The sequence below is a fragment of the Streptomyces colonosanans genome (assembly GCF_001866645.1).
GTDB lineage: Bacteria > Actinomycetota > Actinomycetes > Streptomycetales > Streptomycetaceae > Streptomyces > Streptomyces colonosanans.
In genome coordinates, this window is the sequence record NZ_MLYP01000015.1 from 21557 (window position 1) to 46103 (window position 24547).

The following is a 24547-nucleotide window of genomic DNA, read 5'->3' on the forward strand; positions in this document are numbered from 1 at the left end:
TTCATTAGACTGGCCCCACCGCCGGTTCTCCTGCGGTGTCTCCCGGTACGTTCCCCTGTGCCCGGGTATGACAAGCATTGACCGGGCTTGCACTGCCCCGGCATGCACAGCCCCAGAACCCTCTGAGTCAAGGACCGTGATCGACGTGAAGGTCGGCATCCCCCGCGAGGTCAAGAACAACGAGTTCCGGGTGGCTATCACCCCCGCCGGCGTGCACGAGCTGGTGCGCAACGGACACCAGGTCGTCGTCGAGCGGAACGCCGGCGCCGGCTCCTCGATCCCGGACGAGGAGTACGTGGCCGCCGGGGCCGAGATCCTGGAGACCGCAGACGAGGTCTGGGCCGCCGCCGACCTGCTGCTCAAGGTCAAGGAGCCCATCGCCGAGGAGTACCACCGGCTCCGCAAGGACCAGATCCTCTTCACCTACCTGCACCTGGCCGCCTCCAAGGAGTGCACGGACGCCCTGCTGGAGTCCGGCACCACGGCCATCGCCTACGAGACGGTCGAGCTGCCGAACCGCGCGCTCCCGCTGCTCGCCCCGATGTCCGAGGTCGCGGGCCGTCTGGCCCCGCAGGTCGGCTCCTACCACCTGATGCGCGCGGCCGGCGGCCGCGGTGTGCTGCCCGGCGGTGTCCCGGGCGTGCTCGCCGCCAAGGCCGTGGTCATCGGTGCCGGCGTGTCCGGCTGGAACGCCGCGCAGATCGCCATCGGCCTGGGCTACCACGTCACCCTGCTCGACAAGGACATCAACAAGCTCAAGGAAGCGGACAAGGTCTTCGGTACGAAGATCCAGACCGTCGTCTCCAACGCCTTCGAGCTGGAGAAGGCCTGCCTCGAGGCCGACCTCGTCGTCGGTGCCGTCCTCATCCCGGGTGCCAAGGCCCCGAAGCTGGTCACCAACGAGCTGGTCTCCCGGATGAAGGCGGGAAGTGTCCTTGTCGACATCGCGATCGACCAGGGCGGCTGCTTCGAGGACTCCCGCCCGACCACGCACGCCGAGCCGACCTTCAAGGTCCACGAGTCGGTCTTCTACTGCGTCGCCAACATGCCCGGCGCCGTCCCCAACACCTCCACCTACGCGCTGACGAACGCCACGCTGCCCTACATCGTGGAACTCGCCAACCGCGGCTGGGTCGAGGCGCTGCGCCGTGACTCCGCGCTGGCCAAGGGCCTCAACACCCATGACGGCAAGGTGGTTTACCAGGGCGTCGCCGACGCCCTCGGCCTGGAGCACGTCGAGCTGGAGACCCTGCTCGGCTAGTCCTGCCGAAGGCCCGGGTCCGAACTCCCGGCGCCGCAAGGCGACAGGTCAACCCGCGTCGTCAACACCACATGCCCGGCCGGACCTTGCCCGACAAGGTCCGGCCGGATGTGTGTATGGTCACTTTGCGACACTCGTTCAACTCGCCTCGAACGCAACCCTTCCACCGTTTCGCACACCGGTGAAACCCGGCGAACGACGCCCGGGCACCCTTGACAGCGGCATGGTTCATTGCCGACACATCGGGCCGGGTCCGGCGGATTGTGTTGCTGCGGACCGCCGACACGCCATAGAGTCGCCAACCGTCGGCATGGTGCCACGCTGACCTATCTAGAAGTTTCCTGGTCACCAAGGAGGTAAGACGACTTGTGAATGAGTCGACATTTACTCCCGGGGGTGGTCAACCAGGAATGCCTGCGCGGGCCACGGGCCCCACGGGGCTCGAGGCTGTCGGCTCCGTCGCTGTCCGTACCTTCGCAGCCCACCAGAGCCAGAGCCCCCACCTGGCTCCGACAGCACACCAGAGCATGGATGGCCCACACGTGAACGCCATGGCCGGCAACGGGAGAGGCGGGGTCCACAACAACTTCGCCGACTACGACGAGCTGCCCGAAGGGCACTTCTACGACCCCGACGCCGAATACGAGCCCGATCCCGAGTACGCGGCGACGCTCGCGCCCGACGCGGCCCGCCAGCGCCGTGAGCGCATCGGCCCGACCGGCCGCCCGCTGCCGTACTTCCCCATCCCGGGTCCGCTGACCAACCACGGCCCCGCGAAGATCATCGCGATGTGCAACCAGAAGGGCGGCGTCGGCAAGACGACGTCGACCATCAACCTGGGCGCCGCGCTCGCGGAGTACGGGCGCCGGGTGCTGCTCGTCGACTTCGACCCGCAGGGCGCGCTGTCGGTGGGCCTCGGCGTCAATCCCATGGAGCTCGACCTCACTGTCTACAACCTGCTCATGGAGCGGGGCATGTCCGCGGACGAGGTCCTGCTGAAGACGGCGGTCCCGAACATGGACCTGCTGCCGAGCAACATCGACCTGTCCGCGGCCGAGGTCCAACTGGTCTCGGAGGTCGCGCGGGAGTCGACCCTGCAGCGGGCCCTCAAGCCGCTGCTGCCCGACTACGACTACATCGTGATCGACTGTCAGCCCTCGCTCGGCCTGCTCACCGTGAACGCGCTCACCGCGGCGCACAAGGTGATCGTGCCGCTGGAGTGTGAGTTCTTCGCGCTGCGCGGTGTCGCGCTGCTCACCGAGACCATCGAGAAGGTCCAGGAGCGGCTCAACCCGGAGTTGGAGCTCGACGGCATCCTCGCCACGATGTACGACTCCCGGACCGTGCACAGCCGCGAGGTCCTCGCGCGGGTCGTCGAGGCGTTCGACGACCACGTCTACCACACGGTGATCGGCCGGACCGTGCGCTTCCCGGAGACCACGGTCGCCGGTGAGCCGATCACCACGTACGCCTCCAACTCCGTCGGTGCCGCCGCCTACCGCCAGCTCGCCAGGGAGGTGCTCGCCCGGTGTCACGCCGAGTGAGTCTGCCGGGGGCCGACGAACTGTTCCGTACCACCGGGGGAATGGCGCTCCAGGCGTCCACTCCCAGGCGCCAGGCGGGCGGCGAGGCCCGGGTGCCGGGTCCCGCGGGCGAGAGCGACGCGACGGTCGCGGAGGACGCACCGCCGTCGGTGCCCGTGCAGGGCGGTGACGGCGAGGGCGACGAGCACGTCGCGGCGGACGCCGCGCAGGCGGAGGCGGGGGAGTCCCGCACACGGGCCGCCGCGGCGGAGCGGGCCGCGCGGCGCCAGGCGGCGCAGGAAAGTTCTGCTGGTACGTCCGCGGCCCAGCCGCGCAAGCGGGGGCGTGCGGCCGGGCGGCGGCCCAGCGGGCGCGAACGGCACGACGAGAAGATCACCGTGTACGTGTCCGCGGAGGAGCTGATGGATCTGGAGCACGCCCGTCTCGTGCTCCGGGGCGAGCACGGGCTCGCGGTCGACCGCGGGCGTATCGTGCGCGAGGCGGTCGCCGTGGTGCTGGCGGATCTGGAGTCCCGCGGGGACGCGAGCATTCTCGTACGTCGGCTGCGCGGGCGGTAAGCAGGTAGCCTGCGACGGCCATGACCTCGTACGACGGCTCCGCTCCCGCTACCGGCCCCTCCGGCTTCGGCGGCCGTCGGCGTGCGCTGGGGCGCGGGCCCGGGGCTGCGTCCCGGCCTGCTCCGCCTGAGGCGACGAGCGAGTCTCCGGTCGCGGGCCAGGGGCATGACGTCGGCGAGAGCGACGACCGACAGCCCGGTCCGCAAGCCGCCTTCGAGGAATCCGAAGCCGTGCCGGACCCCGCGTCCCACGGGCCCGGGGCTGCCGTGACCTCGGACGAGACGGCCAAGCCCCCGGGGGAGCCGGAGCCCGGTGACGGAGTGTTCAAGGTCCGGCTCGCCAACTTCGAGGGGCCGTTCGACCTCCTCCTCCAGCTGATCTCGAAGCACAAGCTCGATGTCACCGAAGTCGCCCTGTCCAAGGTGACCGACGAGTTCATGGCGCACATCCGCGCCATGGGGCCGGACTGGGACCTCGACCAGACGACCGAGTTCCTCGTCGTCGCCGCGACCCTGCTCGACCTCAAGGCCGCACGGCTGCTGCCCGCCGCCGAGGTCGAGGACGAGGCCGACCTCGCCCTGCTCGAAGCCCGGGACCTGCTGTTCGCGCGGCTGCTGCAGTACCGCGCGTACAAACAGATCGCGGAGATCTTCAACCGGCGGACCGAGGACGAGGCCCGGCGCCACCCCCGTACCGTCGGCCTCGAACCCCACCATGCCGACCTGCTGCCCGAGGTCGTCATCAGCATCGGCCCGGAGGGGTTCGCCAGGCTCGCCGCCAAGGCGATGCAGCCCAGGCCCAAACCGCAGGTCTACGTCGACCACATCCACGCCCCGCTGGTGTCCGTGCAGGAACAGGCCCAGATCGTGGTCGTCCGGCTGCGCGAGCTCGGCGAGACCAGTTTCCGCGTGCTCGTCCAGGACACGGACGACACCCTCACGGTCGTCGCCCGCTTCCTTGCGCTGCTGGAGCTGTACCGCGAGAAGGCCGTGGCACTGGAACAGGAGGCCGCCCTCGGCGAGCTGGTGGTGCGCTGGACCGGCGGGGACGGCGACGGGACACCCACGGTCACGGACGAGTTCGACCGGCCGCCCGAGGATCCCGCCAAGAACCGCACGACCCCACAGGAGAAGGCGTGAGCGAGGAGACCGCCGAGGTTCCGGCCGGCCAGAGCACCGTGGCCGGGCTCGACCTCAAGCCCGCCCTGGAGGCCGTCCTCATGGTCGTGGACGAGCCCGCCACCGAGGAGCACCTCGCGAAGATCCTCGAGCGGCCCCGGCGGCAGATCGCCGACGCGCTGCGCGAACTCGCGGACGAGTACACCGTGCAAAGGCGCGGATTCGAGCTGCGGTTCGTCGCGGGCGGCTGGCGCTTCTACACCCGGGCCGCCTACGCCCCAGCCGTGGAGCGCTTCGTGCTCGACGGGCAGCAGGCCCGGCTCACCCAGGCCGCCCTGGAGACCCTCGCGGTGGTCGCCTACCGCCAGCCGGTCAGCCGCACCCGCGTCTCGGCGGTCCGCGGAGTGAACTGCGACGGTGTCATGCGCACCCTCCTCCAGCGCGGTCTGGTCGAAGAGGTGGGCACGGAACCCGAAACAGGTGCGATCCTGTACAGGACGACGAACTACTTCCTGGAGCGGATGGGCCTGCGCGGCCTGGACGAGCTCCCGGAGCTCGCGCCCTTCCTCCCGGAGGCGGAGGCGATCGAGGCCGAGACCCAGGAGGGCGTACTGTCGTTCGACCCGGACGCCCCCGATGCTCCGGACGCAGACGATGATCACACGACGAACACGACGACGGAACTTTGATGCGAAGCAGCGGCAGCGGCAAGAGCGGCGGGCGCGGTAACTACCGCGGTGCCGGTAACGACAGGGACCAGAAGCAGGGGCAGGGCCGCCCCCGCAGGCCTCGCCCCGAGGAGCGCCGCTACGACGTGGGCCCGGGCGCCTCTCAGGACGGCCCCAAGTCCGGGCGGGGCTCGAGCGCGCGTGGCGGCGCCAAGGGCGGACCCAAGCAGTCCCAGCAGCGCGGCGGCCGTTCGGCGCCCGCGCGCTCCCGTGAGTACGACGCGCGCGCCGAGGAGCGCAACCGCGATCGGTACGCGGGCAAGAAGGACCTCAAGCTGCCCAAGACCTTCCCGGGCGCCGAGCAGGAGGGCGAGCGGCTGCAGAAGGTGCTCGCGCGGGCGGGTTACGGCTCCCGGCGGGCCTGCGAGGAACTGATCGAGCAGGCCAGGGTCGAGGTCAACGGCGAGATCGTCCTCGAGCAGGGTCTGCGGGTCGACCCCGAGAAGGACGAGATCAAGGTCGACGGGCTGACCGTGGCCACGCAGTCGTACCAGTTCTTCTCGCTCAACAAGCCGGCCGGCGTCGTCTCCACCATGGAGGACCCGGAGGGGCGTCAGTGCCTCGGCGACTACGTCACCAACCGCGAGACCCGGCTCTTCCACGTCGGCCGGCTCGACACCGAGACCGAGGGCGTCATCCTGCTCACCAACCACGGTGAGCTGGCCCACCGGCTGACCCACCCGAAGTACGGCGTCAAGAAGACCTACCTGGCGCACATCGTGGGCCCGATCCCGCGCGACCTGGGCAAGCGTCTCAAGGACGGCATCCAGTTGGAGGACGGGTACGCACGCGCGGACCACTTCCGGGTGGTCGAGCAGACCGGCAAGAACTACCTCGTCGAGGTGACCCTGCACGAGGGCCGCAAGCACATCGTGCGCCGCATGCTGGCGGAGGCCGGGTTCCCGGTGGACAAGCTGGTGCGGACGGCCTTCGGCCCGATCACGCTGGGGGACCAGAAGTCGGGATGGCTGCGACGGTTGTCGAACACGGAGGTCGGGATGCTGATGAAGGAAGTGGACCTGTAGGGCGTTGAGCATTTCCCGGGCGTGCAGCGCCGTTCTGCGGTGGCTGCACGCCCGGGTGCGGGGTATTGTCGTGAAAGGTGCAAATGGCCGAACGTAACGACTCGAAAAGCTTGAAGCGGGTCGTTATGTAATCGATGACCGAATGCGCGAATTTTTGCGCATTTTGCCTTTCATGCAATGGCAGGTCTTCATATGGGCTGGCTCACCTTCGGTTACTTCATCTCGTACATTCCGTACGCCATGTTGGTGAAGGCGCTGGCCAGCGGGGTGACTCCGCTATCGAGCCAGCCGGTCGACGGCTTCGAACTGCTGCCGGCGTCCGCTCTCGGCCAGATTGCCGTGATGCCCGTGTTCCTGCTCTTTTCCGGGCGATGGCGGCATATGCGCGTCGGTGGGATCGGCGGGCGTCGGATTCGGGCGGTGGGTCCGGAAACGTTGGCGGCCGGGTTTTTCGCCTCCCTCATTGTCGGCAGCACCACAATGAACTACACCTTTTCCGGTGTCTCGATCCTCTTGATGCTGCTGCTGATGCGCGGCGGAGTTCTGGTCATGTCCCCGCTCATCGACAAGGCCCGTGCACGGCGGGTGGCGGCGGCCTCCTGGACGGGGCTGCTCCTCAGCCTCATGGCGGTGTCGGTGGCTCTGGCCGACGTCCACAGCTATCACCTCACGCCGCTCGCCATGGCGAGCGTGCTGACGTACCTCGTCGGATACTTCGGCCGGTTCGAGATCATGAGTCGGGCGGCCAAGAACGGGCTGCTCGCGACCGAACGGTGCTTCTTCGTGGAGGAGCATGCGGTCACACCGGTCTGCCTCACCGTGCTGCTCGCGGCCGGGGCGCTGGCCGGGCAACCACAGTTGCGCGTCGGCTTCACCTCGTTCCTCGGTACCCCTCTCGCAGGGGCGGCCGCGGCGATCGGCGTGACCTACGAAGTGCTCTTCGTCTTCGCTTCCCTGATCTACCTCGACCGACGCGAGTACACCTGGGGTGTGCCGGCATGGGCCTTCGCGAGCCTGATGTCGGGGCTGGTCGCCTCCTACGCGCTCACCTGGCTGGCCGGGGTCCGAGCTCCGGGGGTCGGCCAGCTCGTCGCCCTGGCCTTCGGTGTCGGTGCGGCTGCGGCGCTCTCCTGGCCGTCGGCCGTGTCCTGGTGGCGGACCCGCCCGAACAGCACCGGAGCGGTGTTCCGTGTGCTGTTCGTCTGCGGCGGCAACACCTGCCGGTCATCGATGGCCGAGATCATCGCGTGGGCGCAGGCTGCCGAGGCGGGAGTGGCGTACGCCATCCGGTTCACCAGCGCAGGTGTCGCCGTCACACACCCCGGGAGCCCGATGGCTCCCCGGGCCCGGACCGCGCTCGCCGAACTGGGGCTGCACCGCCCGCCGGGCCGGGGCAACCCCCGTCACCACCGGTCACGCCCGCTCACGCCGGGTCTGTGCGGCGTCAGCCACATCATCTACTGCATGACCCGGGCCCACCGCGACAAAGTGATCGCCCTCGCTCCCGAGGCCAAGGGCCGCACCATGTGCCTGGACCCGCGTGGCGACATCCCGAGTCCTGAAGGGCAATCCCTCGAGGCGTATCACCGGTGCGCCCGGCATCTGCAGCAGACCGTCCACGCCCGCCTGTGCGAACTCATCGGTTCGGACGTCGTGGAGGCTTCCCGAGGGAAGAGGGGATGATCCGATGACACCTGTGCCCCGCATGGCGAGAAGTGGATACGACGGTGGTCACCCGCGCCGAGCCCATGTGGTCGCGGTGATCGCCGAACCCGAGGAGCTGACCGTGCCCCGCCTGCACGGCCTCACGGCGGTGGCCGACGCGTTGGAGGTACGCGCCGACCTGGTCGGTGACCCCGACCCGTACCTGCTGCGCCGCTACTTCAAGGGGCCACTCGTCTACGGCCTGCGCTCCTCCCGCCACGGTGGCGGTTCGCGCGCCGGCCCGATCGAGCGGCGCACCCGCCTGTTGCGCGCGGCGGCCCACTACGACCTGGTCGATCTGGAAGCCATGGACGACCTGCTCCCGGAAATGCTGGCGCGCATCCCGGCCCGCCAACGGCGGATCTCCTGGCACTCACCCGAGCCCGGCCGACCCGGACCGTGCGTCGACGACGACCCGCTGGAGGCCGCACGGGCGCTGTGGTGGCGGTTCGTCGTCATGGCCGCCACCCCGGCGGCGCTGTATCTGATCGAGTCGTCGGCCGCCTGCCACGGATCCGCCTCGCCACAGTTGCTCACCGGGGTGAAACGCGCTGATGTGACCGCGTTCGCGTCCGGACCGGCCGGTACCTGGACTCGGGTGCTGGCGCCGTGGCTGGGCGCACCCGTCGTCTTCGGGCGGGTCGGTGCGCCGGGAGCGGACGGAATGCCGAGCATTGGCCAGCTCCTGGCCGACTACGGTCTGCCCGCTCTCCCCCCGCTTCGCTTCCTGCTCGGCATCGCCGGCAGCGCCCCCGGACGTTCGCTGTCGCCCCGGCTGCACAACGCGGCGTTGCGTCACCTGCGGTTGCCCGCTCTCTATCTGCCGTTCCAGGTCGACTCGCTCCCGCGTTTCTGGCAGTGGGCCACCGGTCTCGGTGCCCCCGCCGCGCTCCCGCTGCGCGGACTGACCGTGACCGCTCCCCACAAACAGAACGCGGTCGACGTGGCCGACGTCGCTGACCGGGAGGCGCTGCGGAGCGGCGCGGCCAACCTGCTCTGGTACGACGGCGAACGGTGGCGAGCGGCCACCACCGACCCGTTCGCCGCGCTGTCCGCGCTGGATCTGGCGGGGGTCGATCCCGGCGGCCGCAGCGCCGCGGTCATCGGATGCGGAGGTGCGGGGCGGGCTGTCGCGTCGGCCCTGCGCGGGGCCGGAGGCCGGGTGACGCTGGTCAACCGGGGGGAGGTGAACGGGCGCGAGGCCTCCGCACGCCTCAGACTGCCGTACGTGCCGTTGTCCCGGTTCTCACCGGCGGGGCACACCCTGCTCGTGCACGCCACCCCTCTGGTGGAGCAGGAACCGTTCCCGGTCGCGGACGTCGAACCGGACGCGGTGGTGATGGAGATGGCCTACCGGGACCGGCCGACCGCTCTCATGAGCGCCGTCCGCGCGCGTGGACTGCTCGGCATCGACGGCTGGGACATCCTCTTCGCCGAAGTGCGCGAGCAGTTCCGGCTTCTGACCGGTCATCCGATGCCCGAGGAGCTGCCGCTGCGCTCCCTGTGCCCTGGCCCGCACCCACCGGACGTCCTGGCCCTGACATCCCCCGCCCCACAACCGGCACGACCGTCCAGCGGGGAGGCACCATGACGACCCCCTCCGCGCCGCGTTCGGCATCCACCAGGTCGACACCGTGGCCGACGGCGGCCGGCTCATGCTGAGCATCAGCGAGCGCGGCGGCTCGGATCCGGCACCCGAGGTGTCAGCACCGGCGACGCCGGTCACCGGAGCCGCCCTCCGTGCCGTCCCGCTGGCCGATGACATCCACGCCACTCAGGCCGTGGCCTTCCTCGCCGAAGGCCCGCTCGGCTCCCGCCGGGTCCTGCTGTGCGGCTACCTCAACCGCGGGCTGCTCACCATCGACGTCCACACGGTCCACCCCGCCGATGCCGTATTGCCCAACGTGATGTACCGCGCCCACTTCTACCGTCGCGAAGGGCCACACCGCCATGACCTCTGAACTGGACCACGTCACCGGGGCGACCCGCGATCCGGCGGTCGAGGGCGACCGAGCCGTGATCGACGCCGTGGCGAAACTGGCCCGGGACGACTTCGCGCCCCGGGCCGAGGAGTACGACAGCAGGGCCGCCTTCCCCGCCGAGGACTTCGACGATCTGTTCGCCGGCGGGTTCCTCCCCGTCACCGTGCCCCGCGCGTACGGCGGCCTGGGCTACGGGCCCCAGCAGCGCAACACCCTCCCGTTGTGGGAGATGACCACCGCGCTGGCCAAGGCCGATCTGTCGCTGGCCCGGTGCTGGGAGGGGCACGCCAACTCCCTTGTGCTCATCGACGCCCTGGGCACCGCCGAGCAGAAGCGACGCTGGTTCGCCGGCGTCGTCGAGCGTGGGGAGAGATGGGTCGCCTGGAGCGGCGAACCGCAGACCCAAAAGCCGGGCCAGAACATGCGCTTCGGCACCACGCTGACCCCGGTGGACAACGGTTGGACGCTCAGCGGTACGAAGGTGTTCGCCACCAGCGCCACAGGTGCCCAATGGGCGATCCTGCTGGTCGACCCGGCCGGCCCCGGCGGAGCCCGGCACGCCCGGGACGTCTGCGGGAGCCTGCTGCTGTTCGCCTGCGATCTGTCCGATCCCACCGTCTCGCTGGACACTTCCTGGTGGGACCCGATCGGCATGCGTGCGACGGTCAGCCACATGGTGCGGTTCGACGACACCTTCCTGCCGCGCGAGCACCTCATCGGCGGACCCGGCGGCTACTTCGAAGGACATTGGCAGACCGCCTTCGTCCCGCACTACGCCGCCAGCTTCCTCGGCGCCGCGCTGGCTGCCTACGAATACGGGCTCACCTACCTGCCGCGGCAGGGCAAGGGCGTTGACCCGTATGTGCAGCAGCGGGTGGGCAGCATGGCGATCGGCATCGACACCGCCCGCTTGTGGCTGCGGCACGTCGCCGGCCTGTGGGACGAGGGCAGGCTCGACGAGGCCCGCGTCGCCGGCAGCAGGGCCTGGCACGTGATCGGGCGCCTGGCGGAGGAGACGGTCCACCACGTCGTCCGCGCCTGCGGTGCCCGCAGTCTGATCCGGCCGAGTCCGGTGGAGCGGATCCTGCGCGATCTGACCTTCTACGAACTCCACGACAACGCCGACCACGTTCTCGCCACCATCGGCCGCGCCGCCCTCGGGGAGCAGCACGATCTGTCGTTCCACAAGCCCTGACCGGCACCACTTTCGGAGCGCGGACCAGGTCACACCAGCGGACCAGGTCACACCAGGCGGATCATGTCCCCCTTCACCGTGATCGTCTTCGCGGGCAGCGGGCGCTTGGCCGGGCCGTGCACCACCGCCGCGTCCGTGATGCGGTACCTGCTGCCGTGGCAGGGGCAGTTGATCGTGCCGTTCGCCACGGTGCCGACCGTGCAGCCCAGATGGGTGCAGATCGCCGAGAAGGCCTTGAACTCGCCCTTCGTGGGCTGGGTCACCACGACCTTCTGTTCCTTGAAGATCTTGCCGCCGCCGATCGGGATCTCGCTGGTCTTCGCCAGTTCCCGGCCGGCCGGTGGGGAGGACGGCGTCGGGGAGCCGGTGCTCTGGGTGCCTTTGGCGCCGCACCCGCCCAGGAGCACGGCCGCGCCCGTCACCAGGACCGTGCGCCGCGTCGAGCGGATCGTCATGTCGTCACTCCGTCCAGCCGGGCAGCCGCTCGGCAGTATGGGTATTTTTGTACGAAATGTCCTGAAATATTTTGGCATCGAATACCCTGAAGGCGCGCGGCAGCGGCACCCGCGTCTCGGGAGACGGGCGCTGCGCACCCGTGATCCCCTGGCTGACTAGGCTGGTGCGACAAGAAGTTTCCGTAGATCAGCCGTAGACCAGCGAGGAGCATCACCGTGGCGGTACGAGCGGTCCGGGGCGCCGTCCAACTCGAACGGGACGAGGCCGGGCACATGGACGAGCAGGTCGGCGCCCTGCTCACCGCCGTCCTGGAGCGCAACGAACTCACCACCGACGATCTGATCAGCATCTGGTTCACCGCCACGCCCGACCTGCACAGCGACTTCCCGGCGGGCGCGGCCCGCAGGCTGGGCATCGTCGACGTGCCGCTGATCTGCGCGCAGGAGCTGGACGTCGAGGGCGCGATGCCCCGGGTCGTCCGCGTCCTCGCCCACATCGCGTCCGACAAGCCGCGCGCCGACATCACGCACGTCTACCTCGGCGCCGCGGCCGCCCTCCGCAAGGACATCGCCCAGTGAGGACCGCACTCGTCATCGGTACGGGGCTGATCGGCACCTCGGCGGCCCTGGCGCTCGCCGCACGCGGGGTCACCGTGTACCTCGCCGACCACGACCCCGAGCAGGCCCGTACGGCCGCCGCGCTCGGCGCCGGAACCGACACGGAGCCCGAGGGGCCCGTCGACCTGGTGATCGTCGCGGCTCCGCCCGCGTATGTGGCCACCGCGCTCGCCGACGCCATGCGACGCGGCCTCGGGCGCGGCTATCTCGACGTGGCCAGCGTCAAGGGCGGCCCGCGCCGCGAACTGGAGGCGCTCGGCCTCGAGGCGTCCCTCCTGTCGAAGTACATCGGCACGCACCCCATGTCGGGCCGCGAGAAGTCCGGACCGCTGGCGGCCACCGGCGACCTCTTCGAGGGGCGCCCATGGGTGCTGACCCCGACGCGGGAGACGGACACCGAGGTGCTGAACCTCGCGCTGGAGCTGGTCTCGCACTGCCGCGCCGTGCCGGTCGTCATGGACGCCGACGCCCACGACCGGGCCGTCGCGCTCGTCTCCCACATGCCCCATCTGGTCTCCAGCATGGTCGCCGCGCGCCTGGAGCACGCGGAGGAAGCGGCCGTACGACTGTGCGGGCAGGGCATCCGGGACGTGACGCGGATCGCGGCGTCCGACCCCCGGATGTGGATCGACATCCTGTCCGCGAATCCGGGCCCGGTCGCCGACCTGCTCTCCGAGGTCGCCACCGACCTCGACGAGACCGTACGGGCCCTGCGCGCCCTCCAGTCCTCCGACGAGGCCAAGCGGCGCGAGGGCACCGACGGCGTCGAGAACGTGCTGCGCCGCGGCAACGCCGGCCAGGTCCGGGTGCCCGGCAAGCACGGCACCGCTCCGCAGGTCTACGAGATCGTGGCGGTACTGATCGACGACCAGCCGGGGCAGTTGGCCCGCATCTTCGCGGACGCGGGCAAGGCGGGCGTCAATATCGAGGACGTACGCATCGAGCACGCCACCGGACAGCAGGCGGGTCTGGTCCAGCTGACCGTGGAGCCGACGGCGGCGACCGTGCTGACGGCGGCGCTGCGGGAGCGGGGCTGGGCGATCCGGCAGTAGCCCGGGGCCGTCCGCCTGAGCCGCGCCGGGCGGTACGGCGACCGGGTGACGGGAGGTCCGGCCGTCCGCCCGTCATAGCGGGTCCGGGGAGCCAGTAACCTTGTGCGGGGCGCCCTCGCGTCCCGCCCACATCCACCACCCCGCACCAGGAAGGTGTCTCCACCGTGGAAAACGGCGCCGCCCGGACCGCCCCGGCAGTGATTGTCGCCATCGACGGCCCCTCCGGCACGGGCAAGTCCAGCACCTCGAAGGCCGTGGCCGCGCAGCTCGGGCTGAGCTACCTGGACACCGGCGCCCAGTACCGGGCGATCACCTGGTGGATGGTGAACAACGGCATCGACATCGCAGATCCCTCGGCGATCGCGGCGGTGGCGGGCAAGCCGGAGATCGTCTCCGGCACGGACCCGGCCGCGCCCACCATCACCGTGGACGGTACGGACGTCTCCGGCCCGATCCGCACCCAGGAGGTCACCTCCAAGGTCAGTGCGGTCAGCGCGGTGCCCGAGGTGCGGACCCGGATCACCGAGCTGCAGCGCTCCCTCGCCGCCTCCGCCCAGAACGGGATCGTCGTCGAGGGGCGCGACATCGGCACGACCGTGCTGCCCGACGCCGACCTGAAGATCTTCCTCACCGCCTCCCCGGAGGCGCGTGCAGCGCGCCGCAGCGGCGAGCTGAAGGGCGCGGACCTCCACTCCACCCGTGAGGCGCTGATCAAGCGGGACGTGGCCGACTCCAACCGCAAGACCTCCCCGCTCGCGAAGGCCGACGACGCGGTCGAGGTGGACACCACCGACCTCACCCTCAAGCAGGTCATCGAGTGTGTCGTCACCCTCGTCGAGGAGAAGCGGACCGGACAGTGACCGAGGCTCCTTCGGCACGGCGTGCCGAGGTCGGGCGGCGCATCGGCGTCCCCCTGATGTACGGGCTGTGGAAGCCGCGCGTCCTGGGCGCCTGGAGGGTTCCGGCGAGCGGCCCGGTCATCCTCGCGGTCAACCACTCCCATGTCGTGGACGGCCCGATGGTCATGGGCGTGGCGCCGAGGCCGGCGCACTTCCTGATCAAGAAGGAGGCGTTCGTCGGCCCCCTGGACCCCTTCCTGCGCGGCATCGGGCAGCTGAAGGTGGACCGGGCGACCACCGACCGCACCGCTGTGACCCAGGCACTGGGCGTGCTCGATAACGGGGGAGTCCTCGGGATCTTCCCCGAGGGCACCCGCGGGGAGGGCGACTTCGCCTCGTTGCGCGCCGGGCTCGCCTACTTCGCGGTGCGCGGCAATGCCCCGATCGTGCCGGTCGCGGTGCTGGGAAGTGCCGAGAGGCGCGGACGGTTGATACAGGGGTTGCCTCCGCTGCGCAGCCGGGTCGATGTCGTCTTCGGGGACCCGTTCGAGGCGGGCGACGGCAGCGGGCGGCGTACGCGCAAGGCGCTGGACGAGGCGACCGTGCGCATCCAGGAGCAGCTCACCGCACACCTGGAAAACGCCAAGCGCCTTACCGGGCGTGAGAGCGACACTTGAGTAGTGGATCACCGTAGGAGCGGTGCTCCACCGATCACCACGATGAACGAGGTACGGACTTCATGAACGACCAGATCCAGCCCGACGGCTCGGCCGAGCACGAGTACGACCACGGGGCGCTCGGCGACGCCGAGTACGCGGAGTTCATGGAGCTCGCCGCGGAAGAGGGCTTCGACATCGAGGACGTCGAGGGCGCCATCGAAGAGGCCGGACACGGCCCGCTGCCCGTCCTCGCCGTCGTCGGCCGCCCCAATGTCGGCAAGTCGACCCTGGTGAACCGCATCATCGGCCGCCGTGAGGCGGTTGTCGAGGACAAGCCCGGGGTCACCCGCGACCGCGTGACCTACGAGGCGGAGTGGGCGGGCCGCCGCTTCAAGGTCGTCGACACCGGCGGCTGGGAGCAGGACGTCCTCGGTATCGACGCCTCCGTGGCCGCGCAGGCCGAGTACGCGATCGAGGCCGCCGACGCGGTCGTCTTCGTCGTCGACGCCAAGGTCGGCGCCACCGACACCGACGAGGCGGTCGTACGACTGCTGCGCAAGGCCGGCAAGCCCGTGGTGCTGTGCGCCAACAAGGTCGACGGCCCGAGCGGCGAGGCCGACGCGGCGTACCTGTGGAACCTCGGCCTCGGCGAGCCGCACCCCGTCTCGGCGCTCCACGGCCGTGGCACCGGCGACATGCTGGACGCCGTCCTGGAGGCGCTGCCCGAAGCACCCGCCCAGACCTTCGGCAGTACCGCTCTCGGCGGTCCGCGCCGCGTCGCCCTGATCGGCCGCCCGAACGTCGGCAAGTCCTCGCTGCTGAACAAGGTCGCGGGCGAGGAGCGCGTCGTCGTCAACGAACTCGCCGGAACCACCCGCGACCCGGTCGACGAGCTGATCGAACTCGGCGACAAGACCTGGAAGTTCGTCGACACGGCCGGTATCCGCAAGCGGGTTCACCTGCAGCAGGGCGCGGACTACTACGCCTCGCTGCGTACCGCGGCGGCCGTCGAGAAGGCTGAGGTCGCCGTCGTGCTGATCGACGGCTCCGAGACCATTTCGGTCCAGGACCAGCGCATCATCACCATGGCCGTGGAAGCGGGCCGCGCGCTCGTCCTCGCCTACAACAAGTGGGACACGCTGGACGAGGAGCGCCGCTACTACCTGGAGCGGGAGATCGAGACCGAGCTCGCCCAGGTCACCTGGGCGCCGCGGGTGAACGTCTCGGCGCGCACCGGACGGCACATGGAGAAGCTGGTCCCGGCGATCGAGACCGCCCTGGCGGGCTGGGAGACGCGTGTGCCGACGGGTCGGCTCAACGCCTTCCTCGGTGAGCTGGTGGCCGCACACCCGCACCCGGTCCGCGGCGGCAAGCAGCCGCGCATCCTCTTCGGCACCCAGGCGGGCACCAAGCCGCCGCGGTTCGTCCTCTTCGCCTCCGGCTTCATCGAGGCGGGCTACCGCCGGTTCATCGAGCGGCGGCTGCGTGAGGAGTTCGGCTTCGAAGGGGCGCCGATCCATATCTCCGTACGCGTGCGCGAGAAGCGCGGCAAGAAGAAGTAAGGCGCAACCGCGTCACGCGCGAGGGGCGGTCTCCATGGCGGAGCCGCCCCTCGCGCGTTCTGCTCACAGTCCCCGGCGCGGCGCGGGCGGCAGGGCGGGGAGGTGGTGCATCCCCCTGGCGTGGCGCGCCACTTGCTCCCAGGCGGCGGCTGCCGTGGACGTGTGGCCGTGCTGGGCGGCCAGGTGTCCGGTCGCGTGCTGGGGGGTGCCGTGGCCTGTTCCGTACCTTCCGGTGTCGTACGCAACCCTGGTGTACGGGGAGTTGGAGAAGGCGGTGAAGGCCAGCTCCTCCTCGCCGCTGCGATCGCCCGGGCACGCCCGGAACGACTTGACGTACTCGTCGTAGAGCGCGTCGTAGATCGGCGTGGCCGATGCGCCGTCCTGGGTTGCTCGCCCGTAGGGGACCGGCGAATAGGACTGGCGGCGGGAGACGTCATATGCGTGCACGTAGGTGCCAACGACCCCGCCGCCCAAGAGATGCGGTCGATTAGGCCGCTTTGGCAGCCCGCGTCCGGCCCGTGGCCCGGAACCGCCCTCGGTGAGGGCTCACGTGCCCGCCAGCGGCAGGGCGGCGGCCACCAACTGCCCGTTCGCCGCCGCCTTGTCCAGCGCATCGCGCAGCAGGTCCTCCCGCGGCTGGCGGCCGATCGAACCCACCGGCGCCGCGAACATCAGTACCTGCTGGTGCTTGTTGGCGGCCGCGCGCCATCCGTCGGTGACCTGGAGCGGCTGGTGCGCCTGCCACCAGGCCACCGGCTGCCCGCCGTTCGTCCCGGGCTGCAGCACAGCGTGCAACTGGCCCATCGCGAGCAGGACCGACCAGCCGTGCAGCACGGGCGGCATCGCCTCGATCGTGGTCAGCGGCATGAAGCCCTGCTCGATGAGCAGGGGCAGGAAGTCGTCGCCGACGCCGACCGTGCCCGGGCGTGCGATGGGCGCGGTCGGCTCCACGACGAGCGCCGGGTGCAACTCCCCGGCGATCAGGGCGAGTCCGCTGGTGACGCCCAGCACCGCCTGCTCGGGGACGCCCCTGGCGTGTCCCTCGTCGGCGGTGATGGAGCGGACGGCGCCCTGCAACTGCTCCTCGGTGACCTGGACGACCTGGGAGGGCAGACAGGTGGCGTGGGCGAAGGCGAGGACGGCTGTCTCCTCGCCGATGAACAGGACGGTGCTGGTGCGCTCCTGCTCGGAGTCGCCCAGGGTGCGGCAGGAGGTGCAGTCGTAACTGCCCGGGGCGTTCTCTCCGGCGAGCAGCCGGTCGGCTTCTTCGTCGCCGATCTCGGCGCGTACGGCGTCGCTGACGTCGAGCATGCGCGGCACGGGTGGCTCCCTCGGGATGCGGTGCGTGACGGTACCGGGTGGCTCCCGGCCCATGAGCCCGGGGGTCCCCGGCTCATGAAGATGACAACGGGCGATCTGTGGCCGGAGTCACGCCCGGAAGAGAACGGAATCGAACCATCCGGAGCGCAGGGTGAGAGTGCGTGCGGAATCGGTTACTCAGCGCCAACTGAACGGATCATGGGGCAAGTTGACGCCGTGAAGTAAGTCACATGCCGAAGGGGTGGTTGGTCGAAATATCCGGAAATCAGCGAATGAAGTGGGTGGCCGAAAATCGCCGATACCTCGGGTAACGGCGAACTGGCCTGGAATGACAAGGAGTTGGTTGATACCGGGCCGTCGGCCTGCCTAGATTCCTCCGCCGTGTGCAACGAGCACCGTCCGGGTACGTCCACCGGCCGCGCCGCACCATCGGCGCGCAGCACCATCTCCGGCGGACGGGGTGGCGTGCGACGACCGCGTCCCACACGCGGACCGACGCGCCCCGCCTGGGGGATCCCGGATCCGTGGAGAGGGAAATGCATGTCCGAATGTGCCGACAGCGCCCGTAAGGCGTGTACGACCCGTACGACCCGTACGGCCCGTACGACAGCGGTCCTTGCCGGGGCGGCCCTGCTCGCCCCGATCGGACTGCTCGCCGTGACCGGCGACGCCGCCGCGGCCGACGGCGGAGTATGGGACCGCATCGCCCAGTGCGAGAGCGGCGGGAACTGGCACAGCAACACCGGCAACGGCTACTACGGAGGACTGCAGTTCTCCGCCGGCACCTGGCGCGCCTACGGCGGCTCGGCCTACGCCCCGACCGCCGACCGGGCCTCCCGAGGGGCGCAGATCGCCGTCGCCGCCCGGGTGCAGCACGCGCAGGGATGGGGCGCATGGCCCGTCTGCTCGGCGCGTTCCGGAGCCGACGGCAGCGCGGCCGCCGCGTCGGGCGCCGGGGCGGCCGCCCACGCGTCCCCAGGTTCCGGCACCACCAGGTCCGCCCCGTCGAAGCAGCCTCCGAAACAGTCGTCGAAGGCGCCGGAGCGCTCGACGGGACACGCGGGCCGTAGTGCGTCGCGCGGCGACTACACCGTCCGCGGCGGTGACACCCTCGGTGGCATCGCCGAGCGGCACGGGACCACCTGGCAGCGGCTGTACGCGCGCAACAAGGCGGTCATCGGCGGTGATCCCGACCTGATCATGCCCGGGCAGCGGCTCGACATCTGAGGCCGCTCTCAGGGCCGCTTCCCATGGGGCCGGTGTCCGGTGCACCACACCGGACACCGGCCCTACGGGCTCCGAAGCCTGCCGAACCGACCGGGACGGACGGGCGGGGCGGACTTCCACTCGTTCAACGGGTGATGCAGGTCGAACGCCGGGGACTCGGAGCGGATCCGGGGCAGCGTGACGAAGTTGTGCCGCGGCGGCGGGCAGGAGGTGGCCCGCTCCAGGGAGCGGCCGAAGCCCCAGGGGTCGTCGACCTTGACCTCGGTGCCGTACTTGGCGGTCTTCCAGAGGTGGCCGACCTTCCTGTGGTCGGTAGTGGTCGGTAGTGGTCGGCCAGTCGACGACCAGCCGCCCCGGTCGCCTCCGCACGGCCTCCACGGTTGCCCGCGCCGTGTCCGTTGCCCTCGCTTGTCCCTTCGCTCATCACGGCCGGGCCGGTCGCAGCCCGTGGACCGGCTGTCCCACGGGCACATGCCAGGTGCGCCCACCGTCCCGCGTTCCGACAGGGGCGTACGGGGATTCTGTGCCGAAGCCGTGCGTTTCTTATGCGGAGTCAGGCGGCGCGAGGTATCCCGGAATCGGAATGGAAAAGGGCGGCGTGAATCCGGGCAGGGCCTATTTCGCGGGGTTATCCGGAGCCACGCTCTCGCGTCGGCGAGCCGGTCCTGAATTTCGTTCGAGGAGCTGTGCGACACATCCGGAACCCCTCGTTCGTGTGACTCCGTTGGGGCGAAACGGGTGTCGTGATTCCGTGACAGAAGTGTGACCGGAGGGGGGTGAGTGGCACGGGTGGCGGGCTCGGACTTCCGCGGCGGGGGTCCGCGGCCTAACGTGGCGGCATGGCACCCATTCCCACCCCGGGCGCAGAACCCGAGGACTCCCCGGAGGCGTACGTCGGCCTGGAGGCCCACCGTGCCGAGCGGCTCGCACGAGAGCGCGGCTGGAGCACGGTCCGCTCGCTGCCGCCGGGCGCGATCATCACGATGGAGTACCGCGCCGGACGGCTGAACTTCGAGGTCGTGAACGGTCAGGTCAGGCGCTGCTGGAAGGGCTGACCGGCAGGTGACGGCCCACGTCGAAGGCCCCGACTCGTGCGAGTCGGGGCCTTCGACGTGCGGAAAGGTATGCGTACCAGAGCCCGCGTGTGGACCGCTCAGCCGCCCGCCACGGGCCGGGCCGAGGCGGTGCCGCGCGACACCCGGTCCGAGTGCGGCGGCCGGCGGCTGCCCGCAGGGGTGACCGGAGTGCGCTCCGAACGGGTCGTATGCGGGCCGGGGGCCAGGTAGGCGGGCGACCGGGCCGCACGGGCGGCGGCCACCGGCTCCCGGTTCTGCATCTCCTTGTCCACGGCCACGGCCGCGCGCGGGGAGACGACCGGTGTGGGTGTACCGACCGGGGCCGGAGCCGGCACCGGGACGGCGCGGCGGCTGCGCCAACGGTCCCGCAGCGTGAAGATGCCCGCCTCGGCAAGGGCGATCAGCGGCTCGAACCAGGGCAGCGCCAGCAGGATGAGCAGCCCCGCGGCCCAGCCGAGGAGTACGTCGCTCAGCCAGTGCGTACCGAGGTAGACCGTGGTCAGGCCGACGCCGAGGGAGGTCACCGCGGAGAGCGCGGACAACCACCGTCTGGCCCGCGGCGTCGAGGCCAGATAGGCCAGGATGCCCCAGGTCACCACGGCGTTCGCGGTGTGGCCGGAGGGAAATATATCGCCGCCGCGCCACATCTCGTTCGACCCGATGACGGTCGCGTAGTGCGGCCCGAGACGGCCCATGCCGTACTTCGCGGCACCCACCGTGGCGTTCAGCAGAAGCAGCGCCGTGCCCAGCGTGAGCAGTGGGCGCAGGGTGTGCTGCCGCCAGGAGCGCCAGCCCAGCCAGGACGCGACCATCACCGCGGTCGGGCCGCGCTGGCCCAGTACCACGTAGTAGTCGAGGAACGCGTGGATCTGAGGCCACTGCTGGTACGGCCGGAAGAACATGACCTGCCAGTCGAGCCGGACCAGCCAGGAGGAGACGACCACGGCCCACACGATCGCCGTGTAGAAGGCCAGAGTTGCCGAGAAGAGAACCACCCGGTGCCGGCTCATCCTGGGCACGTCAATGTGGGCCGGTCGTTCCGGCTCACGGTCCAACCGGGCGAAGACCCGGTCCAGACGGCTCAGCTTTGGTTCGGTACACACGTCAATCGACGTTACAGCGGGTGAGCAGCGGGCCCGGCCGAATCAGCGGATTTGTGATGACGATGTGATGTGGGATTCCTCTCAACAGGAAGTCGATTTCCGGGAATTCATCAGGAATGAGATCGAGCCTGCAAGTCCATTGACCATCATGGGCCCCCGTTTTGTGTTCCTTATTTATTCTTTAGTTGAATGCCGGGGTGGAATTGTCCGGCCGCCCACCGGCCCGGCGGTGCGGATCATGGCGGACCGGAGCCGTTCAGCCAGAACGCCCCGTAGAGGGCCGACACCGCCGCGACACCGCCGAGGATCACCGCCGACCTGGAGGGGCGCACCCGCGCGAGTGCCCGGGCGAGGGGCAGCAACAGGGGGAAGGCGGGCAGCAGAAGGCGCGGTTTCGAGCCGAAGTAGCTCGTCGCGCCCAGCGCGAGGGCGGTTACCAGGCCCGTGTACACGAGCAACGGCAGCGGTTGGCGCTGCCGTACGCCCACCACGTACAGCCAGACGATCAGCGCGACCCCGACGATCAGACCGACACCGGCCAGGGCAGACGGGAAGGACGTGAACTTGCCGGCGATGAAGCGGGCGAAGGCGTAGCCGCCGTCGAAGCCGTTGCGCCAGCCCGCCTGGACGTCCAGATAACCGAAGGGGCCCTTGCCGGTGCGATGGCCGACCCACAGGACGTAGCCGGCGGCGCCAAGGGGAGCGACGAGCATGCCGATGGCACGGCGGAAGGGCGGCACACCGCTCGCCGGGTGCGCGCGCCGGTCCCGTATGTGCGAGGCGAGGGCGGCCGCCCACACGGCCGCGACAACGGCGGCCCCCACCGGACGGGTCAGCCCCGCCAGCGAGGCGAGCACGCCCGCCGTCACCCACCGGCCGGCCAGGACCGCGTACAGCGACCAGGCGGCCAGTGCCGTGAACAGGGACTCGCTGTACGCCATCGACTGCACGATCCCGACCGGCAGCACCGCCCACAGCAGGACCGCGCACACGCCGACCCGGCGGTCGTACACGTGTTCCGCGACGGCGAAGATCCCCCAGGCCGCGGCGAGGGAGGCGAGCGTGGCGACCAGGAGGCCCGCATCGGCGTACGACAGCGGGGTCAGCGCCGCGCCCGCCCGCTCCAGCCAGGGCAGCAGCGGGAAGAACGCGAGGTTCGAGTGCACGTCGCCGTTCGGGAGGCGGACCTCGTAGCCGTAGCCGAGTTCGGCGACCCGGGTGTACCAGAGCGAGTCCCAGCGGGCGGTCAGCAGGGTGTGCGGGCTGGTGCCCCGCGCCGCGCTCCACAGCGCGAGCGTGACAAGGCCCACGGCACGGACCGCCGCGTAGCCCGCCAGGGCGGGGGCGGCCCGGCACACGGCGCCGGTGCGGGGCGGCGTCGGGCAAGTTCCAAGATCGGTCACGCGCTCGATTATCGACGCCGCAGGAAGCCGGAGGTGCTCCTCGGTGATGGTGGGCCGGGGGAGGCGTGGTGTATGCCACACCGCGTTCCCGTTGAACATGAGAGGTCCGCCACGCGACGGCCATCGGAACTCGCGTACGCTGGCGGCTCACTCGCATCGTTGCGTGGGCCATGGGAGTACCGCTTCTCCCGGCCGCAGCCGCGGGGAAGTCCCCATCCCCGTGGATCCGCCGAAGCGAGGGATCATCTGGGAGGTACGTACATGTCCGGGACGACCACGGCTGCCACTGCGTCATGCCGTCGGGAGACCGGCGACGGTGCGCGCCGCTGGGTCGTCCTCGTCGTCCTCTGCGTGAGCCTGCTGCTCGTCGCCGTCGACGCCACCGTGCTGCATGTCGCGGTGCCCGCAGTCACCGAGGACCTCAAGCCGAGCGCGATAGAACTGCTCTGGATAGTCGACACCTATCCGCTCGTCTGCGCCTCGCTGCTGATTCTCTTCGGCACGCTCGGCGACCGGGTCGGCCGCAGACGGGTCCTGCTCGCCGGATACGCCCTCTTCGGCGTGGCCTCCGGTGTCGCGGCCCTCGCCCAGGACGCCCAGGTGCTGATCGCGGCACGGGCCCTGCTCGGCGTGGGCGGCGCGATGATCATGCCCGCCACGCTGTCCATCCTGCGGCACGTCTTCCCCGACCGGCGCGAACGGGCGCTGGCGATCGGCATCTGGAGCGCGGTGGCCGCGGTGGGCGCGGCGATCGGGCCGCTGCTGGGCGGCTTCTTGCTGGAGCACTTCTGGTGGGGATCGGTCTTCCTCATCAACATCCCGTTGATGCTGGTCAGCCTGCCGATCGGACGGCTGCTGCTGCCGGAGTCGAAGGGCGACCGCGACGGTCCGTGGGACGTGGCCGGGGCGCTGATGGCGGCGGCCGGTCTCTTCGCACTGGTCCTGGGTGTGAAGCGGCTCGGCGGCAAGGAGTCGTTCGGCCTGTGGACGCCGCTGTTTCTGCTGACGGGCGCGGCCCTGCTGGCCGCGTTCGTACGCCGTCAGCGCCGTCGGACGCACCCGCTCGTCGACCTGCGGATGTTCGCACGGCCTGCGTTCAGCGCATCGGTGGGGTGCATTGTGCTGGCCATGCTGGCGCTCGTCGGCCTCGAACTGATCGCGGCGCAGTATCTGCAGCTGGTCCTGCACCTTTCCCCGCTGCAGACGGGGCTGCGGCTGCTGCCGCTGACGTTCGCGGCGATGGCGGCGGGCCTGGCCGGCCGGAACATGCTGCAGCGCTTCGGCCCGCGGCGCATGGTCGTCTTCGGCTTCTGCCTCACGGCCGGATCGGTGACCGTACTGACCGCGATGGGCGGGCACGACAACCCGACGCTGCTGCTGTCCGTTTTCGTCCTGCTCGGCTTCGGACTGGAGACGACGCTCTTCGGGGCGTACGAGTCGATGCTGAGCGAGGCGCCGCAGACACAGGCCGGCGGGGCGGCGGCGATCGGAGAGACGTCGTACCAGCTGGGTGCGGGCATCGGGATCGCACTGCTGGGCAGCGTGATGAACGCGGCGTACGCGCCCGGACTGGCGTCGGTGCCGGGCGTTCCGGCGTCGGCGTCCAGGGCCGCCGGCCACTCGCTGGGAGAGGCGTACGACGTCGCCGACCGCCTGGGCGGCACGCAGGGTGCGGCCCTACGCCACGCCGCCCGGGAGTCGTTCGTGCACGGGCTGCATGTGACGCTGTTGGTCAGTGCGGGGCTGCTGCTGCTGGGGGCGCTCATGGCGCTGCGGCTGCCGCGGGTCATGAACTGTGAGCCGCCCGTGCCGGGCTCGGCGAACGCGGTCCCGGCACCCCGGGAGACCACGGACTCCCGCGTCTCGGCGTAGCGGCGGCGCGCCCCCCGGCACTGGACGCACGGCGCGGCGCCCCGTAGCGTCGGCCCCGTCCCATCCCGGTTAGCGCTGCTAGTGCCGTGGCAGGCAACGTTTGCCCGTTAAGGAGCGGCGTCCGGTGCGTGCTCTCGGCGTGGCGGACGGAAGCCCTCGTACTGGACGTACTTGGGCTTTCGTCTGGCGCGGCGAGAGTGCGTGCCGGGCGTCGCGACGGGGCGAACGTTGCCTGCCGCGGCACTAG

The 24547-nt window shown here is 70.6% G+C and carries 23 protein-coding genes and 1 pseudogene; 18 read left to right on the top strand and 6 right to left on the bottom strand.

All coding sequences use genetic code 11. The features are described 5' to 3' along the window. The first annotated feature begins 136 nt into the window (after window positions 1-136). From ald to BIV24_RS06820, 10 genes are all read left to right on the top strand, one after another. A complete protein-coding gene (ald, locus tag BIV24_RS06775; protein ID WP_071365251.1) occupies window positions 137-1261 on the top strand; it encodes an alanine dehydrogenase in 1125 nt (374 codons plus the stop codon). A 410-nt stretch (window positions 1262-1671) separates the two neighbouring features. Beyond that, a complete protein-coding gene (locus tag BIV24_RS06780; protein ID WP_079168049.1) occupies window positions 1672-2805 on the top strand; it encodes a ParA family protein in 1134 nt (377 codons plus the stop codon). Then, window positions 2790-3362, top strand: coding sequence for a hypothetical protein (locus BIV24_RS06785; protein ID WP_071365253.1), 573 nt, complete (start codon window positions 2790-2792; stop codon window positions 3360-3362). Before BIV24_RS06780 ends, BIV24_RS06785 begins: the two co-directional genes overlap by 16 nt. 20 nt (window positions 3363-3382) lie before the next feature. Continuing rightward, window positions 3383-4501: a segregation and condensation protein A gene (locus BIV24_RS06790; protein WP_079168050.1), complete on the top strand. Its 1119-nt coding sequence runs from the start codon at window positions 3383-3385 to the stop codon at window positions 4499-4501. Further along, entirely contained in the window at window positions 4498-5169 is a 672-nt protein-coding gene (gene scpB, locus BIV24_RS06795; protein WP_071365254.1) for an SMC-Scp complex subunit ScpB, read from the top strand. The genes BIV24_RS06790 and scpB overlap by 4 nt, the downstream gene beginning before the upstream one ends. Then, window positions 5169-6233, top strand: a complete 1065-nt coding sequence (locus BIV24_RS06800) for a pseudouridine synthase (RefSeq protein WP_071365255.1) — start codon at window positions 5169-5171, stop codon at window positions 6231-6233. The genes scpB and BIV24_RS06800 overlap by 1 nt, the downstream gene beginning before the upstream one ends. A 177-nt stretch (window positions 6234-6410) precedes the next feature. Next, complete coding sequence (locus BIV24_RS06805) at window positions 6411-7916, top strand: arsenate reductase/protein-tyrosine-phosphatase family protein (RefSeq protein WP_079168051.1); 1506 nt, start codon at window positions 6411-6413, stop codon at window positions 7914-7916. 4 nt (window positions 7917-7920) lie between these two features. Beyond that, entirely contained in the window at window positions 7921-9528 is a 1608-nt protein-coding gene (locus BIV24_RS06810) for a type I 3-dehydroquinate dehydratase (protein ID WP_079168052.1), read from the top strand. 43 nt (window positions 9529-9571) lie between these two features. Beyond that, a complete protein-coding gene (locus tag BIV24_RS06815) occupies window positions 9572-9898 on the top strand; it encodes a hypothetical protein (RefSeq protein WP_071365258.1) in 327 nt (108 codons plus the stop codon). Further along, a complete protein-coding gene (locus tag BIV24_RS06820) occupies window positions 9888-11114 on the top strand; it encodes an acyl-CoA dehydrogenase family protein (protein ID WP_071365259.1) in 1227 nt (408 codons plus the stop codon). Before BIV24_RS06815 ends, BIV24_RS06820 begins: the two co-directional genes overlap by 11 nt. A 47-nt stretch (window positions 11115-11161) precedes the next feature. On the opposite strand, the gene BIV24_RS06825 is transcribed toward BIV24_RS06820, so the two are convergent. Further along, on the bottom strand, window positions 11162-11569 hold the full coding sequence (locus tag BIV24_RS06825) for a Rieske (2Fe-2S) protein (protein ID WP_071365260.1): 408 nt from the start codon (window positions 11567-11569) through the stop codon (window positions 11162-11164). Window positions 11570-11785: 216 nt separating this feature from the next. Between BIV24_RS06825 and aroH the strand changes: the two genes are divergently transcribed. The 5 genes from aroH to der all read left to right on the top strand — a co-directional run bounded on the left by aroH (window position 11786) and on the right by der (window position 16299). After that, complete coding sequence (gene aroH, locus BIV24_RS06830; RefSeq protein ID WP_071365261.1) at window positions 11786-12148, top strand: chorismate mutase; 363 nt, start codon at window positions 11786-11788, stop codon at window positions 12146-12148. Next, the gene (locus BIV24_RS06835; protein ID WP_071365262.1) at window positions 12145-13239 is read left to right on the top strand and encodes a prephenate dehydrogenase; all 1095 of its coding nucleotides are present in this window, start codon (window positions 12145-12147) and stop codon (window positions 13237-13239) included. The genes aroH and BIV24_RS06835 overlap by 4 nt, the downstream gene beginning before the upstream one ends. Window positions 13240-13403: 164 nt before the next feature. Then, complete coding sequence (gene cmk, locus BIV24_RS06840) at window positions 13404-14099, top strand: (d)CMP kinase (RefSeq protein WP_071365263.1); 696 nt, start codon at window positions 13404-13406, stop codon at window positions 14097-14099. Beyond that, window positions 14096-14755: a lysophospholipid acyltransferase family protein gene (locus tag BIV24_RS06845; RefSeq protein ID WP_071365264.1), complete on the top strand. Its 660-nt coding sequence runs from the start codon at window positions 14096-14098 to the stop codon at window positions 14753-14755. The genes cmk and BIV24_RS06845 overlap by 4 nt, the downstream gene beginning before the upstream one ends. 62 nt (window positions 14756-14817) lie before the next feature. After that, on the top strand, window positions 14818-16299 hold the full coding sequence (gene der, locus BIV24_RS06850) for a ribosome biogenesis GTPase Der (RefSeq protein WP_071365265.1): 1482 nt from the start codon (window positions 14818-14820) through the stop codon (window positions 16297-16299). A gap of 63 nt (window positions 16300-16362) precedes the next feature. Here der and BIV24_RS06855 read toward each other — a convergent pair whose 3' ends face one another. Both BIV24_RS06855 and BIV24_RS06860 read right to left on the bottom strand, forming a co-directional pair. Further along, entirely contained in the window at window positions 16363-16746 is a 384-nt protein-coding gene (locus tag BIV24_RS06855; RefSeq protein ID WP_071365274.1) for a hypothetical protein, read from the bottom strand. Window positions 16747-16845: 99 nt separating this feature from the next. Continuing rightward, a complete protein-coding gene (locus BIV24_RS06860) occupies window positions 16846-17619 on the bottom strand; it encodes a hypothetical protein (RefSeq protein ID WP_071365266.1) in 774 nt (257 codons plus the stop codon). A gap of 540 nt (window positions 17620-18159) precedes the next feature. Here BIV24_RS06860 and BIV24_RS06865 point away from each other — a divergent pair. Then, a complete protein-coding gene (locus BIV24_RS06865) occupies window positions 18160-18846 on the top strand; it encodes a LysM peptidoglycan-binding domain-containing protein (RefSeq protein ID WP_071365267.1) in 687 nt (228 codons plus the stop codon). A gap of 62 nt (window positions 18847-18908) precedes the next feature. On the opposite strand, the pseudogene BIV24_RS35065 reads toward BIV24_RS06865, so the two are convergent. Beyond that, a pseudogene (locus BIV24_RS35065) lies at window positions 18909-19139 on the bottom strand (aa3-type cytochrome oxidase subunit I); the annotation flags it as partial. 546 nt (window positions 19140-19685) lie between these two features. Between BIV24_RS35065 and BIV24_RS06875 the strand changes: the two are divergent. Beyond that, window positions 19686-19901: an I78 family peptidase inhibitor gene (locus BIV24_RS06875; RefSeq protein WP_071365269.1), complete on the top strand. Its 216-nt coding sequence runs from the start codon at window positions 19686-19688 to the stop codon at window positions 19899-19901. 98 nt (window positions 19902-19999) lie between these two features. Here BIV24_RS06875 and BIV24_RS06880 read toward each other — a convergent pair whose 3' ends face one another. Beyond that, window positions 20000-21025 carry a phosphatase PAP2 family protein gene (locus BIV24_RS06880; protein WP_071365270.1) on the bottom strand — a complete coding sequence of 342 codons (1026 nt, stop codon included), beginning with the start codon at window positions 21023-21025 and terminating at the stop codon, window positions 20000-20002. Window positions 21026-21261: 236 nt separating this feature from the next. Continuing rightward, the gene (locus BIV24_RS06885; protein ID WP_071365275.1) at window positions 21262-22428 is read right to left on the bottom strand and encodes a glycosyltransferase family 39 protein; all 1167 of its coding nucleotides are present in this window, start codon (window positions 22426-22428) and stop codon (window positions 21262-21264) included. Between the two features lie 261 nt (window positions 22429-22689). Here BIV24_RS06885 and BIV24_RS06890 point away from each other — a divergent pair, with 261 nt between their 5' ends. Next, on the top strand, window positions 22690-24300 hold the full coding sequence (locus BIV24_RS06890) for an MFS transporter (protein WP_071365271.1): 1611 nt from the start codon (window positions 22690-22692) through the stop codon (window positions 24298-24300). The last annotated feature ends 247 nt before the right edge of the window (window positions 24301-24547 follow it).

Bases quoted from the DNA above. Each gene is read 5' to 3' on its own strand.
- BIV24_RS06780 (WP_079168049.1), top strand. From the start codon at position 1,672: ATGCCTGCGCGGGCCACGGGCCCCACGGGGCTCGAGGCTGTCGGCTCC.
- BIV24_RS06790 (WP_079168050.1), top strand. From the start codon at position 3,383: ATGACCTCGTACGACGGCTCCGCTCCCGCTACCGGCCCCTCCGGCTTC.
- BIV24_RS06800 (WP_071365255.1), top strand. From the start codon at position 5,169: ATGCGAAGCAGCGGCAGCGGCAAGAGCGGCGGGCGCGGTAACTACCGC.
- BIV24_RS06805 (WP_079168051.1), top strand. From the start codon at position 6,411: ATGGCAGGTCTTCATATGGGCTGGCTCACCTTCGGTTACTTCATCTCG.
- BIV24_RS06810 (WP_079168052.1), top strand. From the start codon at position 7,921: ATGACACCTGTGCCCCGCATGGCGAGAAGTGGATACGACGGTGGTCAC.
- BIV24_RS06820 (WP_071365259.1), top strand. From the start codon at position 9,888: ATGACCTCTGAACTGGACCACGTCACCGGGGCGACCCGCGATCCGGCG.
- BIV24_RS06825 (WP_071365260.1), bottom strand. From the start codon at position 11,569: ATGACGATCCGCTCGACGCGGCGCACGGTCCTGGTGACGGGCGCGGCC.
- der (WP_071365265.1), top strand. From the start codon at position 14,818: ATGAACGACCAGATCCAGCCCGACGGCTCGGCCGAGCACGAGTACGAC.
- BIV24_RS06865 (WP_071365267.1), top strand. From the start codon at position 18,160: ATGTCCGAATGTGCCGACAGCGCCCGTAAGGCGTGTACGACCCGTACG.
- BIV24_RS06875 (WP_071365269.1), top strand. From the start codon at position 19,686: ATGGCACCCATTCCCACCCCGGGCGCAGAACCCGAGGACTCCCCGGAG.
- BIV24_RS06890 (WP_071365271.1), top strand. From the start codon at position 22,690: ATGTCCGGGACGACCACGGCTGCCACTGCGTCATGCCGTCGGGAGACC.